13 protein-coding genes are annotated in these 14,053 nt (G+C 75.4%); 3 read left to right on the top strand and 10 right to left on the bottom strand.

All coding sequences use genetic code 11. From position 1 onward, the window contains the following. Positions 1 to 3: 3 nt before the first annotated feature. Entirely contained in the window at positions 4 to 921 is a 918-nt protein-coding gene (locus Ae150APs1_RS14200; RefSeq protein ID WP_010242377.1) for a MoxR family ATPase, read from the bottom strand. 540 nt (positions 922 to 1,461) lie between these two features. Here Ae150APs1_RS14200 and Ae150APs1_RS14195 point away from each other — a divergent pair. Continuing rightward, on the top strand, positions 1,462 to 2,028 hold the full coding sequence (locus tag Ae150APs1_RS14195; RefSeq protein WP_075298072.1) for a transglycosylase family protein: 567 nt from the start codon (positions 1,462 to 1,464) through the stop codon (positions 2,026 to 2,028). A gap of 125 nt (positions 2,029 to 2,153) precedes the next feature. Here the strand turns inward: Ae150APs1_RS14195 and Ae150APs1_RS34640 are convergent, their stop codons facing one another. Genes Ae150APs1_RS34640 through moaC form a run of 3 tightly spaced genes read right to left on the bottom strand, consistent with a single transcriptional unit; the run spans position 2,154 to position 3,582 of the window. Then, positions 2,154 to 2,588 carry a molybdenum cofactor biosynthesis protein MoaE gene (locus tag Ae150APs1_RS34640; protein WP_075298070.1) on the bottom strand — a complete coding sequence of 145 codons (435 nt, stop codon included), beginning with the start codon at positions 2,586 to 2,588 and terminating at the stop codon, positions 2,154 to 2,156. Beyond that, positions 2,585 to 3,088, bottom strand: a complete 504-nt coding sequence (locus Ae150APs1_RS34635) for a MogA/MoaB family molybdenum cofactor biosynthesis protein (RefSeq protein ID WP_060576423.1) — start codon at positions 3,086 to 3,088, stop codon at positions 2,585 to 2,587. Before Ae150APs1_RS34635 ends, Ae150APs1_RS34640 begins: the two co-directional genes overlap by 4 nt. Beyond that, positions 3,085 to 3,582 (bottom strand): cyclic pyranopterin monophosphate synthase MoaC, encoded by a 498-nt coding sequence (moaC, locus tag Ae150APs1_RS14180; RefSeq protein WP_029240042.1) that lies wholly within the window; start codon positions 3,580 to 3,582, stop codon positions 3,085 to 3,087. Before moaC ends, Ae150APs1_RS34635 begins: the two co-directional genes overlap by 4 nt. Before the next feature lie 536 nt (positions 3,583 to 4,118). On the opposite strand from moaC, the gene Ae150APs1_RS14175 reads away from it, so the two are divergent. Further along, complete coding sequence (locus Ae150APs1_RS14175) at positions 4,119 to 4,631, top strand: transglycosylase family protein (protein WP_249266341.1); 513 nt, start codon at positions 4,119 to 4,121, stop codon at positions 4,629 to 4,631. Positions 4,632 to 4,733: 102 nt separating this feature from the next. Here Ae150APs1_RS14175 and Ae150APs1_RS14170 read toward each other — a convergent pair whose 3' ends face one another. Together Ae150APs1_RS14170 and Ae150APs1_RS14165 are read right to left on the bottom strand one after the other, a co-directional pair. Next, positions 4,734 to 5,339, bottom strand: a complete 606-nt coding sequence (locus Ae150APs1_RS14170; RefSeq protein WP_075298066.1) for a nucleotidyltransferase family protein — start codon at positions 5,337 to 5,339, stop codon at positions 4,734 to 4,736. Positions 5,340 to 5,341: 2 nt separating this feature from the next. Then, the gene (locus tag Ae150APs1_RS14165; RefSeq protein ID WP_010242391.1) at positions 5,342 to 5,524 is read right to left on the bottom strand and encodes a hypothetical protein; all 183 of its coding nucleotides are present in this window, start codon (positions 5,522 to 5,524) and stop codon (positions 5,342 to 5,344) included. 116 nt (positions 5,525 to 5,640) lie between these two features. Here Ae150APs1_RS14165 and Ae150APs1_RS14160 point away from each other — a divergent pair, with 116 nt between their 5' ends. Continuing rightward, positions 5,641 to 7,944 (top strand): helicase-associated domain-containing protein, encoded by a 2,304-nt coding sequence (locus tag Ae150APs1_RS14160; RefSeq protein WP_075302100.1) that lies wholly within the window; start codon positions 5,641 to 5,643, stop codon positions 7,942 to 7,944. Here the strand turns inward: Ae150APs1_RS14160 and Ae150APs1_RS14155 are convergent. The 4 genes from Ae150APs1_RS14155 to Ae150APs1_RS14140 form a co-directional block, all read right to left on the bottom strand. Beyond that, positions 7,941 to 8,492, bottom strand: a complete 552-nt coding sequence (locus tag Ae150APs1_RS14155) for an ATP/GTP-binding protein (RefSeq protein ID WP_010235349.1) — start codon at positions 8,490 to 8,492, stop codon at positions 7,941 to 7,943. The genes Ae150APs1_RS14160 and Ae150APs1_RS14155 overlap by 4 nt on opposite strands. A 46-nt stretch (positions 8,493 to 8,538) precedes the next feature. Further along, positions 8,539 to 9,198 (bottom strand): DUF742 domain-containing protein, encoded by a 660-nt coding sequence (locus Ae150APs1_RS14150; RefSeq protein WP_010235346.1) that lies wholly within the window; start codon positions 9,196 to 9,198, stop codon positions 8,539 to 8,541. Positions 9,199 to 9,281: 83 nt separating this feature from the next. Beyond that, positions 9,282 to 9,710: a roadblock/LC7 domain-containing protein gene (locus Ae150APs1_RS14145; protein ID WP_010235343.1), complete on the bottom strand. Its 429-nt coding sequence runs from the start codon at positions 9,708 to 9,710 to the stop codon at positions 9,282 to 9,284. Next, the gene (locus Ae150APs1_RS14140; protein WP_075298064.1) at positions 9,707 to 14,047 is read right to left on the bottom strand and encodes a nitrate- and nitrite sensing domain-containing protein; all 4,341 of its coding nucleotides are present in this window, start codon (positions 14,045 to 14,047) and stop codon (positions 9,707 to 9,709) included. The genes Ae150APs1_RS14145 and Ae150APs1_RS14140 overlap by 4 nt, the downstream gene beginning before the upstream one ends. Positions 14,048 to 14,053: the final 6 nt, after the last annotated feature.

Below are 14,053 nucleotides of genomic sequence, written 5' to 3'. Positions count from 1 at the left end.
GCGTCAGGAGGCGAGCAGGGAGTCGAGCTGCTTGTGCACCCGGTCGGCGTCCTCGCGGTACTTGAGGACCGCGCCGAGGGTGCGGGCGGCGGTCTCCGGGTCCAGGTGGCGGGCACCGACCAGCTGCAGCGCACGGGCCCAGTCCAGGGTCTCGGCCACGCCCGGCGGCTTGATCAGGTCGGAGTGCCGCAGCTTCTGCACCGCGCGCGCGACGGACGCGGCGAGCCGCTCCGGCACGTCGGGCAGCCTGCTGTGCAGGATCTCGATCTCCCGCTCGATCGTCGGGTGCTCGAGCCAGAGGTAGAGGCAGCGGCGCTTGAGGGCGTCGTGCACCTCGCGGGTCCGGTTGGAGGTGAGGACGACGATCGGCGGCGTCTGCGCGCGCACCTCCCCGACCTCGGGGATGGTGACGGCGTGCTCGGTGAGGACTTCCAGCAGGAAGGCCTCGAACTCGTCGTCGGCGCGGTCGATCTCGTCGATGAGCAGCACCGACGGGCTGGTGCGCAGCGCGCGCAGGATCGGCCGGTCCAGCAGGAAGCGCTCGTCGTAGAGGGAGGACTCGACCGCGTCGGCGTCGAGGTCCCCGCCGGTCGCCTCCAGGGTGCGCAGGTGCAGCAGCTGCCGGGGGAAGTCCCAGTCGTACAGGGCCTGACCGGCGTCGATGCCGTCGTGGCACTGGAGCCGGATCAGCGGTGCGCCGAGGGTCTCGGCGAGGGCCTGCGCCAGGGCGGTCTTGCCGGTGCCCGGCTCGCCCTCGCAGAACAGCGGGCGGTTCATCTGCATGGCCAGGTAGGCCGCCGTGGCGAGGCCGTCGTCGGCCAGGTACCCGGTGCCACGCAGCGCGGTGGCGAGGTCGGCCGGGCTCCCTGGCGCCGGACGGGCGGGGTGCCCCGGCGCGCCGGCGGGTGCGGAGTCGTTCACCGAACCAGCATGCCGGAAGGGACGCGGCAGCGGCCACAGCAGGCGGCCCCGGCCGCACCCTCCGGAGGGTGTGCGCCCATCCCCGTACAGACGAACGAGCGGCCCGGAAGGTTCGGTTTGCTTCCACACCTGAAATATTCACAGTCGCGAGATAGGTCCGTGATGTGACGTCCTTGACCAGTGCATTTAGGATTGATCTGATAATTACAACGGTGTCACCGTGATTCCGCTCACCGGCCCGATGTTTGACGGATTCTTTTCGCCCGTTCACTGTTCCGCCTCGGCCGGTCCGACCGGAGCGGCCAGCTGAACGAGCCAACATCCGGGCCCGCCGCGCCGAACCACCCCCGTCCTGCGGCAGTCCGGTCCGTCGAGGAATACAGAACGGGACGGGGACGAGAGAGAACACTTCCGCGGGCGTCATGGACGTCGCTCCCCGGTCCCGATCGACGCTCCGCGACGAACGGCGGGCACACCTGTGCCCGGGGACCCAGCGCGGACGTGCGACCGATCGGGCCGGCGCGGTGGGAGCGAAGCACAATGTCTCAGGGACCCAAGGGCCGAAGTCTCCTGCGCGTCGCCGCGGCGGGAATCGTCGCGGTCGGCGCGACGGCTGCGATCGCCGGCACCGCCAACGCCGCCCCGGACAACGTCTGGGACCAGCTCGCGCAGTGCGAGAGCGGTGGCGACTGGTCGATCAACACGGGTAACGGGTACCACGGCGGCCTGCAGTTCTCGCCCACCACCTGGAGCGCCTACGGCGGTCAGGGGTCGGCGGCGAACGCGAGCCGCTCCGAGCAGATCGCCGTCGCCGAGAAGGTGCTGGCGGCGCAGGGCTGGGGCGCCTGGCCCTCCTGCTCCAAGAAGCTGGGCATCACCGGCCACTCGGCCGACACGGGCAAGCGGGTCAAGGCCTCGGCCCCCGCCGCGCCGGCCGCCCCGAAGAAGGCCGCGAAGGCCGCGGGCGGTGGCTACACCGTCAAGTCCGGCGACACCCTCGGGAAGATCGCCGCGGCGCACGGCACCTCGGTCGCGAAGCTGGCCTCGCTGAACGGCATCTCGAACGTGAACGCCATCGGTGTCGGGCAGAGCCTGAACCTGGGCTGATCCCCGTCCGCCCGGACCGCCATCCGGACGGACGTGACGGGGCGCGCGGTGTCCCCAGCACCCGCCCCGGCGGACGACGGCCCGGACCCACCCCTCGGGGGTGCGGTCCGGGCCGTTCCCGTCTCTCAGGCCGAGTTGACCCACTCGTCGGTGCCGTCGGTGAACCGCTGGTGCTTCCACACCGGGAGCAGCCGCTTGACCTCGTCGACCAGCTCGGCGCACGCGCCGAACGCCTGCCCGCGGTGCTCCGCGGCCACCGCGCAGGCCAGCGCGACCTCGCCGATGTCCAGCGGACCGATCCGGTGGCTCACCGCCAGCGCGCGCACCCCGTCGCTGCGGGCGGCCACCTGCTCGGCCACCTCCGCGACGATCCGGCCCGCGGTCGGGTGGGCGCTGTACTCCAGGCCGTTCACCGACCGGCCGCCGTCGTGGTCGCGGACCACCCCGGCGAAGGTGACGACGGCGCCGGCCGCGGCGTGCTCGACGAGCCGGGCGTGCTCGTCCACGTCCAGTGGCTCCTCGCCGACCGCGGCCCGCAGGACCGTGGGGTGCTCGCTCATCGGTGGTCCCCTCCGTGCAGCTGGTCGACGGCGTGGTCGAGGACGCCCCCCAGGACGCCCAGGCCGTCCTTCACCCCGCCCGGCGACCCGGGCAGGTTCACGATCAGCGTCCGGCCCGCCACGCCGGCCACCCCACGGGACAGGACGGCCGTGGGCACCTGGGCCTCGCCGGCCCGGCGCACCGCGTCGGCCAGCCCGGGCACCTCGTGGTCCAGCACCGCGCGCGTCACCTCCGGGGTGGCGTCGGTGGGGGAGATCCCGGTCCCGCCGGTGGTGATCACGACGTCCACGCCGTCCGCGACGGCGGCACGCAGCGCCTCGCCGACCGGCTCGCCGTCCGGGACGACGACGGGGTCGGGCGTCGCGTAGCCGCGCTCGCGCAGCCAGCCGGTGATCAGCGGGCCGCCGCGGTCGGTGTAGACCCCTGCCGCGGCCCGGTTCGACGCCGTGACGACCCGGGCGGTGCGGGTGTCGCGGTCCGCTCCGGCGTCCGCGCTCACGACCGGTCCTCCGGGCGGGTCCACTGCCCGGTCTTCCCGCCGTCCTTGCGCTCGACCCGCACCGCGTCGAGCACCGCGGCCGGGTCGACCGCCTTGATCATGTCGTGCAGGGTCAGCCCCGCGACGGTGACGGCGGTGAGCGCCTCCATCTCCACCCCGGTGCGGTCGGTGGTCCGGACCTCGGCCCGGATCGCGATCCGCCCGGCGTCGCCCTCGGTGTCGGGCTCGAGATCGACGGTGACGCCGCTGATCGCGATCGGGTGACAGAGGGGGACGAGGTCCGGGGTCCGTTTGGCACCCATGATCCCGGCGATCCGGGCGGTCGCCAGCGCGTCACCCTTCGGCAGCCCGTCGGCGCGGAGCAGGCCCACGACCTCGGCGGTGGTGCGCACGACACCCGTCGCGACCGCGGCCCGGCGGCCCGGCTGCTTGTCCGAGACGTCCACCATGCGGGCGGCGCCTGCCTCGTCGACGTGGCTGAGCTCGCTACTCACGGCGCCGACCCTATACGCCGGGGGTGTGCACGCGGAGTGGCCGCAGACGTTGGTCCGGATGGTCGTAAATTGTGATCTGTATCACGTTTGTGGAACCGAACACAGAGTTTTCTCGAGCGTATCCGCTTCGTGATCGGCGGGAATGACCAGCGGAAACCGTTTATTCGATCTTGATGTGCCCGGAACGTCCGACGCCACGCCGTGTCGCCGTCGACTTTCCCGTCGCCCTGACGTGACCTACCTTCGATCCCGGCCCGACCGACTCCCCCAATGCGGACGGGCTCCGGTACCGCAGCGCTCCCTGTCCGGCGGTTACCGGCCCCCGAGGTACTTCGTGGGACAGGGCCGACCGCGATGCGGATCGGTGGCCACTCCCCGGCCACCGGACCGCGCGCCCACTCCCCGGGCGCACTGGTCGGACGGCGCCACGCGGGAGACCTGCCATGGCTCGATACCGCGGTAAGCATCGCAAACCCAGCACCGCCGGACGCACGATCGCCCGGACCGCCGTCGCCGGCGCCGTCCTCGGAGCCCCCATGCTCGCGATCGTCCCGGCGAACGCCGCCACCGACTCCACCTGGGACGAGCTCGCGCACTGCGAGAGCACCGGGAACTGGGCGGCCAACACCGGCAACGGCTTCTCCGGTGGTCTGCAGTTCACCCCGTCCACCTGGAAGGCCTTCGGCGGCGGCGAGTACGCGTCCGCGGCGCACCAGGCGACCCGTACCGAGCAGATCGCCGTCGCGGAGAAGGTGCTGGCGGAGCAGGGCTGGAACGCCTGGCCGTCGTGCTCCAAGAAGACCGGCGCCTCCGGCTCCTCGACCCCGCGCACGGTCGAGCGCGACTCCGGCTCGCAGGCCCCCACGCGCACCAAGCTGAGCGCCCCGGCGGCCGCGCCGTCCGGCAACACCTACACGGTGAAGTCCGGCGACACCCTCGGCAAGATCGCCGCGGCGCACGGTGTCGGGGACTGGAAGAACCTGCGCGCCAAGAACCCGGGCCTCGGCGCCGGGCAGATGATCCACCCGGGCCAGGTCGTCAACGTCTGATCAGGCCCACCCGGGCTCCCGCCACGTGTGCCCCGGTCCCTTCCCACGGGACCGGGGCACACGTCTGCGTCCGGGGCGCCGGTCGGCCCGGGCCGACCCGTCTCAGGTGGACCCGGCGAGCTTCCGGAGCTGGGCGGGGGTGTCGACGTCGTCCGGCTCGGCGACGTCACCGCACTCGACCAGCTCGAGATCGGTGCTGCCGGACAGGTAGTCCCGGGCCCCGGCGTCGCCCGCGGCGCTGCCCACGACGCCGGACCAGTGGTCGCGGCCGAGCAGCACCGGGTGCCCCGGCACGCCGTCGTACGCGGCGCGGCGCAGCGACGAGTGCGTCGCGCCCGCGCTGACCCGCGCGATGGCCTCCGGCCCGACCCCGGGCAGGTCCACCAGGTGCACGAGCGCGGCGCCCGTCCCGGGCAGGTGGGTCAGCGCGTCCAGCCCGCGGCGCAGCGACGCGCCCATGCCCTCGTCCCAGTCCTCCGCGACGACGACGCCCACGTCGCTGCCGCTGGTACCGAGCCCCGCGCTGCGCAGGACGTCGGTGACGTCGTCGGAGCGCGCACCGAGCACCACGGTGACGGGCCCGCAGCCACCCGCCTGCAGGGCCTTCACCGCACGCACCGCGAGAGGCTCACCGTGCAGGCGGACCAGCGCCTTCGGTGTGCCCATGCGACGGCCCGCGCCACCGGCGAGCAGCAGTCCCGCGACCACGGTCAGCGGTTGATCTCGGTGACCGGGTGCTCGTAGGGCACGCTGTCGACCGGGAACTCGACGTCACCGAACGGGGACATGTTCCCCTGCACCGGGCCCATGAGCTCGGTGAGCGGGTGCTCGCCGTCCGGCAGGTGCGGCCAGCTCGGGTCGATCCGGTCGGTGTCCAGGGGCTTCGCGGCCATCGGTTCCTCCAGCGTCGGGTGTCCGGCGGGGCCGGGGCGGTGTCACCCGTCAGTATCCCGGACGGCGCTCGTCCTGTCCGCCCCGGTGCGTCCCGGACCACCCGACTACCCTGGTGGTGGTGCAGACGTCGCTGGTCGAGTGGTTGCGCGCGCAGGACGACGGGTTCCTCGCCGCGCTCCTGCGTACGCGTCCGGACCTCGCCGTCCCCCCGCCGTCGGATCTGACGGTGCTGGCGACCCGGGCCTCCATCCGGGCCTCGGTGCAGCGCACCTGCGAGGAACTCGGCACGGTCCCGCTGACCGTGCTCGAGGCACTGGTCCTCGCCGGTGCCGGCCGGTCCCCGGTGGACGGTTCGACGGCCGCGCACGGCCCCCGCTGGTGGCTGGGCCCCGACGTCGACGAGGCGACCTTCCGGGAGGGCCTGGGGCCGCTGCGGGCCCGGGCACTGGTCTGGGGCCCGGACGACGCGCTGTCGGCCGTCCCGGCGGCCGCGGAGGCCGTCGGGCCCTGGCCGGGCGGGCTCGGCGGCGAGGCCGCGGGTCCCCCGGCGACGTCCGAACTGGACACGCTGCTGGCAGGCGTGACCGACGAGGAGCGCCGCGTGCTCGACGTCCTCGCGGCCGGACCGCCGATCGGCCGCTCGCGCGGCGCGACGGGGAGCTCCGGCCCGGTCGGCTCGCTGGTCACCAAGGGGCTCCTGGTGCGCCGGGACGCCGAGACCGTCGAGCTGCCGCGCCAGGTGGCCGTCGCGCTGCGCGGTGACCGCCCGATGGGCCGGCTCGAGGTCTCCCGGCCGGACGTCACGGTGCGCGAGCGTGATCCGGCCACGGTGGACGGCACCGGCGCCGGCGCGGCCATGGAGTTCCTGCGCCGGGTGGACCTGGTGCTGGAGTACCTGGGAGCTGAGGCCCCCGGTGTGCTGCGCTCCGGCGGGTTCGGGGTGCGGGAGCTTCGCCGCGCGGCGAAGGAGGCCGACACCGACGAGGGCACGGCCGCCCTGATCCTCGAGATCCTGCTCGGCGCCGACCTGATCGGCGACACCGAGTCGGTGAACCCCGAGTGGCTGCCCACCCCCGAGGCCGACGTGTGGGCCGCCGCCCCCGAGGAGTCGCGCTGGGCGGTCCTCGCCCGGACCTGGCTGGAGCTGCTGCGGCTGCCCGGCGTCGTCGGCCGCCGCGACGAGGCCGGCAAGCCGATCGGCGCGCTGTCCGACGGCCCGCGCCGCCCACCCGCCCCGAAGGACCGGCGCCGGATCCTCCAGACGCTCGCGGACCTGCCCGACGGGAGCGCCGTCGGCTCCGCCGACGACCTCGCGCGGGTGCTGGCGTGGGCGGCCCCGCGCCGCGGGGGCCGGCTGCGCGACGAGATGGTCACCTGGACGGTCGCCGAGGCGACGACCGTCGGTGTGGTCGCCCTCGATGCCGTCACCACCGCCGGGCGGGTCCTGCTCGACCCGGCGACCCGGGACGCACGGCACCCGACCGCGGTGGCCGCGGCGCTGCACGCGGCGCTGCCCGCACCGGTCGAGGAGATCCTCCTGCAGGCCGACCTCACCGCCGTCGCCCCGGGCCGGCTGTCGGCCGACCTGGCACACGAGCTGGCGACCCTCGCCGACGTCGAGTCCGCGGGCGGGGCGACCGTGTACCGGTTCACCGAGCGGAGCCTGCGCCGCGCGCTCGACACCGGGCGCACCGCCGAGGACGTGCGGGCCTTCCTCGAGGCCCGCTCGCGGACCCCGGTGCCGCAGACGCTGACCTACCTGGTCGACGACGTCGCCCGCCGGCACGGGCGGCTGCGTGGCGGCGCCGTGGCCGCCTTCCTGCGATCCGACGACGAGGTGCTGCTCTCCGAGGTGCTCGCGCACGAGGCGGCGGCCGAGCTGGGTCTGCGCCGGATCGCGCCGACGGTCGTGGTCAGCTCGCTGCCGCTGGCCGAGGTGCTCGACGGGCTCCGTGCCGCCGGGTTCAGCCCCGCCGCCGAGGACGCCGGCGGTGCGGTGCTCGATCTCGCGGGGAAGGGCAGGCGGGCCGAGTCGCGCCGCCGCGGGGGCAACGCCCGCACCGGCGGGGTCGTGCACGACGGCCCGTCGGACCGGGCGGACGAGATCGTGGAACGCCTGCGGGCCGGGGACGCACTGGCCGGGGTCCGGCGCAGCGTGGCGGGGCGGCGGGAGTCGACCGGGTCGACCGGCGACCTGGCGTCGCTGCAGTCGGCGGTCCGCGAGGGTCGGACGGTGTGGATCGGCTACGTCGACGCGCACGGCGTGGCCGGCGACCGGGTGCTGGCGCCGACCTCGGTGGGCGGTGGCGTCGTCGAGGGCCGCGATGCCCTCGACGGCGAGCTCCGCCGGATCCAGCTGCACCGGATCACGTCGATCGCCCCGGTGGAGGAGTCCGGCGTGGCCGGGGCCCGGTCCTAGCGGGCCCCGGCGGCCATCCGCTGGTGCATGGCGTGCTGCACCAGCGCGATGAGCGTCTCCTTGGTCGACTGCCGGTGGCGGGCGTCGCACACCACCATCGGGACGGCCGGGTCGATCGACATGGCCTCGCGGACGTCCTCGAGGCCGTGCTGCAGGTGACCGTCGAAGGCGTTCACACCCACCACGTAGGGCAGGTTGCGGTCCTCGAAGAAGTCGATCGCGGCGAACGAGTCGGCCAGCCGGCGGGTGTCGACCAGGACGACGGCGCCGATCGCGCCGCGGACCAGGTCGTCCCACATGAACCAGAAGCGTTGCTGGCCGGGCGTGCCGAACAGGTAGAGCACCAGGTCGGAGTCCAGCGAGACGCGGCCGAAGTCCATCGCGACCGTCGTCGAGCGCTTGTTGGGGGTGGCGGAGAGGTCGTCGTGCGACGAGCTCGCCTCGGTCATCACGGCCTCGGTGGTCAGCGGCATGATCTCCGAGACCGACCCGACGAACGTGGTCTTGCCGACGCCGAATCCGCCGGCCACGACGATCTTGGCCGACATCGTGGCCGTGCGGGCCGGGCCGGCAGCGGGTTGGGGCGGCTGTGGCCTAGAGCCGACGGAGTCCACTCAACACCCTTTCCATCAGCGCGAGGTCCGGCATGTCGCCGGGGGTGCTCGCGGTCTGGTGAACGGTCACCGTGCCGCTCGAGGCCATGTCCCCGAGCAGCACCCGGGCCACGCCCAGGGGGAGCGACAGCAGCGCCGCGACCTCCGCGACCGAGCGGGTCTGCTCGAGCAGGAGGTCGGCGACGGAGCGGTGCTCCATCGGCAGTCGTTCCAGCTGGCTGCGGGCCCGGTTGCTGACCGAGACCAGGGTCTCGACGGCCAGCTCGTAGCCCGACTTCGTCCGGCCGCGCGTCCACGCGTAGGGCCGCACGAAGGCGGCCCCGCCCGCGGCCGGAGGGGGCGGCGCCGCTGCCGCGGGAGTCGTCGGGGGTTGTGGGGGCTGCTGGTGTGCGGCCTCCGCCTCGGCCCGGGTCGGAGGGAGCCCGTAGGCGGCCGAACCGGCGATCGGACCCGTCATCTCGGCCGGAGCCGGTGGCGGGACCTGCTGCCGGTCGTCCGTGGCGGGTGCGCCCTGGTCGTCGTCGGACCGGTTGCGACCCCACCGCCGCTTCTTCGGCTTGCGCCTCGAGTCCAGGCTGAACCCGTTCATCACGTCCGCGAACGTGGGCTCGGGGCCCGAGTCGCCCGGGTTCTGGGTCATCGGATCTCACCCGCTCTGGTCGATCCTCGGATGGGGTGCATGACGGTATCGTCTCCGGCTGCCTGCTCGGTGGAGCTGGTCGCTCAGGGCCCGAAGGATCCCTGGAGCTCCGCGCGGAGCTCCGGCGTGAGCAGCTGGCCGACCCGGTCGACCAGCAGCGTCATCTCGTACCCGACGAGGCCGATGTCGCAGCTCGGCGACGCGAGCACGGCCAGGCACGAGCCGTCGCTGATGGACATGAGCAGGACGATCCCGCGGTCCATCTCGACGACGGTCTGCACGACGCCCCCGGCGTCGAAGCAGCGTGCCGCGCCCTGGGTCAGGCTGACGAGGCCGGACGCGACCGCGGCCAGCTGGTCGGCGCGGTCCCGGGGGAGCCGGTCCGACGCGGTCAGCAGCAGCCCGTCGGCCGACACCACGATCGCGTGTGCGACGCCAGGGACGCGCTCGGCGAAGTTGGTGACCAGCCAGCCGAAACGGCTCTGACTGGGCTGTGCCTGCGGTGCCCTCACTGGTTCTCCTCGGGGTCGGACGGGTTCGGTCGGTCACCGGACGGCTCGGGGGTGCCGTCGGTGCTGGTCGTGCGCCGGGCGCCGGAGGCGCTCTCCCGGCCCTGGCGCACACCCTGCTGGTAGCTGGCCAGTCGGCCGCGGACGCTCTCGGCGTCGCGCGGCTCCCCGGCCGGCGGGGGGCTGAGCACGGTGGATCCTGCCGCACTGCCCGGGAGCAGGCGCGCGCGCGGGCGCCGCTTGGGCAGACCGGCCGTGGTCAGATCGTCCGGACGGTCACCCTCGTCCCCGTCGCCGACCTCGCGGGCCTGCCGCCACGCGTCGTCGGCGGGAGAGGCGAACCCCTGGTCGGGCCCCGCCTCCGCGGGGTCCGCGGTGAGTTGCTCGGCCGGTGCGGCGGTGGCCCGCCCGGACTGTGCGGCGGGGCCGCCCGCCTGGGCGGGCGTGCCGTCCTGCCAGCGGACCGGCACCGAGCGGTTGGACCGGAACCAGGCCGACGCGATGTCGTCGAAGATCGGCGTGGTCTGGCCCATGTCGAACTCGTCGCCGTGCCCTCGGGCCGACTCGACGGCACCGGGACGGCGGAGCTGCCCGCGGTCGCCCTCGACGGGCACCTTCGGTGCGAAGAGCTCCTCCTGGCCGCCGCCGGTCGCACCGGGCTGTGCCGGTCCGGCCGTGGCGTCACGGGCGGGCACCTGCCGCTTCGGGAGCGCGGGCGCGGCGCCCGGCTGCGCGGCCCCGTTCGCGCCGCCCGGAGCGGTGGCCGGAGCGCCCGTGGCGGGTGTGCCGGCGGCGCCCTGGCCCTGTGCACGCTGCGGCAGTGCGGGGCCCTGCGGACCGGGGGCGGGCCGCCGGGTCGGCAGCGGCGACGGGGCGCCGCCCGGTCCGCGGCCACCCGGCATCACCGGACGCCCGCCGGCACCGGGTCCGGCGCCGTTGGTCCGGGAGGCGGGCGGGCCGCCCATCGGCTCGCGCCCGGCGGGCCGCACGGTCGGGATGGCGGCCGTCGAGGTGTCCTCCTCGGCCGTGTCGCCGCCGTCGGGACCGTCCTCGGCGCCGTCCTCGGTGGCGCCGGCGCCGGTCGTGCGGTCGCCGGTCGCCGGGCTCCCGGTCGCGGCGTCGTCGGACGCGCGGTCGTCGGCCGTGGCGTCGTCGTCGCCCGTGTCGTCGGTCGCGGTGTCCGGGGCCGAGAGGGCCTCGGCCGCGCCGCTCCCGCGGGCGGGGTCCTCGGCGTCGTCGGTGGTGTCCGGCCCGTCGGGGTCGGCCGTACCGGCGCCGGAGACGGCGGCGCCGGTCGCCGCGGCACCCGCGACGGCGGCCGCCCCGGTGACACCGGTGGCGGTCCCGCCGTCGGAGTCCGCGGGGTCCGTGTCGGTACCGCTCGGGTCGGCCCCGGTGGCCCCTGCCGGTCCGGTCCCGGAGGGGAGGGGACCGGTGGTGCCGGTGGCGGCGTCCGCGGCACCGGCGGCCAGGGCCGCGTCGGCTCCGAGCGGTGCGTCGTCGTCGGCCTCGGGCTCGGTGGCGTCCGTGGCGTCCGCCTCCGGGGCCGAGGTCCCGGGTCCCTCCGTCCCGTCGTCGCCGGGATCGTCGTCGGCCGTGCCGGTCCGGTCGGCCGCGGGCGGCGGGCCGTCCCCGGTCGCCGCGTCCATCACGACGGTGTCGTCGAGGTCCCGCTCGGCGGGCGGGCCCTGGCGCCCGTCCCCGGTGCCGGAGCGTGCGGCCGCACCGGCCGCGGCCGCCCCGGCGATCCCGAGCGCGGCGGCCGTACCGGCACCCGGGTGGGCCCGGTCGTCGTCGCCGGCGTCGCCGTCGCCGTCGCCGGAGAGCTCACCGGTGGTGTCGTCGCCGGGCTCACGTCCGGCGGGCCCGCGGCCGCCCCGGAAGGCGTCCGGGCCGCGCGGCGGACCGCCGGCACCCGGCGCCGGGCCGGGCTCCGGCGTCGTGCCGGCGCCGGTCTCGGTGGCGGGGGTGAAGACGTCGGAGGGCGAGCGCTCCTCGCGGCCGGCGCCGTCGTGGGACGGGGCGAACGCCTGCAGTCCGCCCGGGGCCGACCCGTTCGCCGCCGTTCCCTGACCGTCGGGCGCCTCCTCGGACGGCGCGTTGCGACGCAGGGACGACCCGGGCTTGCGGGTCGGCAGCGCGGACGACGAGCCGTTGCGGGCGCCACCGCTCACGGCGGCGCCGGTCTCGAAGGTGGGCGTCAGCGGACCGTCGGAGCCGGCCACCATCGAGGGCAGCGAGCCACCCCGGCCGGATCCGTTGATCGCGACCGCGGGTGCCGGGGCGTCACCGGACGGACCGGCGGGGGGCTCCGGCGGCGCGGGGGCCTGCGGCTCCGGGGGCAGCGGGGGTGCGCCCCGCTCCGGGCCGGCCGGACCGCCGTCGCGGCGCTGCTCGGGCAGCTGGGCGGAGGGCACCAGGTGCGGCGGGACCGTCACCGAGGCGCTCAGGCCGCCGGAGCCGCCGCCCGCGGTACCGGACAGGCGGATCCCGACCCGGTGCCGCGCGGCCAGGCGGCCGACCACGAACAGGCCCATCCGGCGGGAGGCCGAGACATCGACCTCGGCCGGGCCGGACAGCCGCTGGTTCGCGTCGACGAGCTCGGAGTCCGTCATGCCGACACCGCGGTCGGAGATCTCGACCAGCAGCGACTCGTCCGCCGTGCGGGTCGTGGACATGACGACCTGCGAGTCCGGCGGGGAGAAGTTGGTCGCGTTGTCCAGCAGCTCGGCCAGCAGGTGGACGAGGTCGTTCGCGGCGCGGCCGGCGATCGTCGCGTTCGGCGGGGTCTGCACGACGACCCGCTGGTACTGCTCGACCTCGGACACCGCGGCCCGCAGCACGTCGACCACCTGGACGGGTGCGACGTTCCGCTTGGCGAGGTCGGTGCCCGCGAGCACCAGCAGGTTCTCGCTGTTGCGTCGCATACGGGTCGCGAGGTGGTCGAGCTGGAACAGGTTGGACAGCTGGTCCGGGTCCTGCTCGTTGCTCTCCAGCTGCTCGATCAGCTGCAGCTGACGCTCGACCAGCGCCTGCGAGCGCCGGGACAGGTTGACGAACATGCTGTTGACGTTCTGCTGCAGCGCGGCCTGGTCGGCGGCGAGACGGATCGCCTGGCCGTGCACCGCGTCGAACGCGCGCGCCACCTCGCCGATCTCGTCCCGGCTGTCCAGCGGCACCGGCTCGACCAGTGCGTTCGGGGCCTGGCCAGCCTGCATCGACTGGACCGCCGCGGGCAGCCTGCGCTCCGCGACCTCCAGCGCCGAGCTGCGCAGCAGGCGCAGCGAGCGGACCATCTGCCTGCCGAGCAGCAGGATGATGCCACCAGTCAGCAGCAGGGTCAGCATCAGCAGCACCGAGTTCAGGCCCGCGGTGTTGCCGGCCTCCTCGGCGGCGGCGGCCCGGCCGTCCACGAACGCCTGCTCGGCGGCCTGCGTCGACCGATCGACCGCCTGCGCCGAGCGGTCGACCGCCGCGTTCCAGGCGGCCGGGTCGATCGGCAGCGCCGCACCGGGGGGCGCGGCGAGGGCCTGGTCGCGCAGGGCGTTGCGCTCCGCGTTGGCCGGGTCCGCGGCGAAGTCGCCGAAGGTCTCCGTCTGCTCGGGGGTCAGCGACGAAGCGAAGTCGCCCGCGGCGGACTGGAACGCCGCCTCGGCGCCGGTCACCTGGGCCCGCTGGGCCTCGTCGAGCTGGCCGCCCGCGATCGCGCCGTTGATCACGGTGCGCTCGAGCTCGACCGCCTCCCGGGCGTCGGCGCCGGAGCCGAGTGCGGTGGTCAGACCGGCGGTCTCCGCGGTCTGCAGCCGCCCGACGAGTGCCCGGTCCAGGCCGAGCGTCCGCTGGACGACCGAGGTGTAGCGGGTGCTGACGTCGGTGGCCGGCGTCGGCCCGTCCGCGACCTGGGACCGGATGACGGGCAGCTGCCCCAGCGTCGTCTCGGCCTGCCGGCGGGCGGTGGCCAGCTGCGGGGCCTGCTCCTCGGCGGCGTCGAGCTGGTCGGTCGTGGTGCGCAGCGCGTCGTCGGTCGCGGCCTGCGCGGAGTCGACGGCGGCCCGGTCACCCAGCCGGTTCCCGGCGAGGAAGGTGACAGCGGTGTCGCGCTCGGCCTGCAGCGCCCCCGTCAGCGTCTCGATCTGACGGTGCACGTCGACCAGGCCGCTGCCGCGGCCCAGTTCCTCGGCCACGTTGGCCTGGTCGACGACCCGGATGGCGCCGATGCTCAGGGCGAGCACGGTCGGGACCAGGCCCACGACCGCCAGCTTGGCGACGAGGCTCCAGTTCCGCGGGTCGAGTCGCTCCGAGAGGGTGCTCGGGCGTTCCGCGCTGGTCACGGTGGTCACGGCGAG

The organism is Pseudonocardia sp. Ae150A_Ps1 (assembly GCF_001932315.1).
Taxonomy (GTDB): domain Bacteria; phylum Actinomycetota; class Actinomycetes; order Mycobacteriales; family Pseudonocardiaceae; genus Pseudonocardia.
Note: the sequence above shows the minus strand (reverse complement) of the source record. Positions and strands in the feature narration are given on the sequence as shown.

Bases quoted from the DNA above. Each gene is read 5' to 3' on its own strand.
- Ae150APs1_RS34640 (WP_075298070.1), bottom strand. From the start codon at position 2,588: ATGAGCGAGCACCCCACGGTCCTGCGGGCCGCGGTCGGCGAGGAGCCA.
- Ae150APs1_RS14165 (WP_010242391.1), bottom strand. From the start codon at position 5,524: ATGGCCGCGAAGCCCCTGGACACCGACCGGATCGACCCGAGCTGGCCG.
- Ae150APs1_RS14150 (WP_010235346.1), bottom strand. From the start codon at position 9,198: ATGACCCAGAACCCGGGCGACTCGGGCCCCGAGCCCACGTTCGCGGAC.
- Ae150APs1_RS14175 (WP_249266341.1), top strand. From the start codon at position 4,119: ATGCTCGCGATCGTCCCGGCGAACGCCGCCACCGACTCCACCTGGGAC.
- Ae150APs1_RS14195 (WP_075298072.1), top strand. From the start codon at position 1,462: ATGTCTCAGGGACCCAAGGGCCGAAGTCTCCTGCGCGTCGCCGCGGCG.
- Ae150APs1_RS14155 (WP_010235349.1), bottom strand. From the start codon at position 8,492: ATGTCGGCCAAGATCGTCGTGGCCGGCGGATTCGGCGTCGGCAAGACC.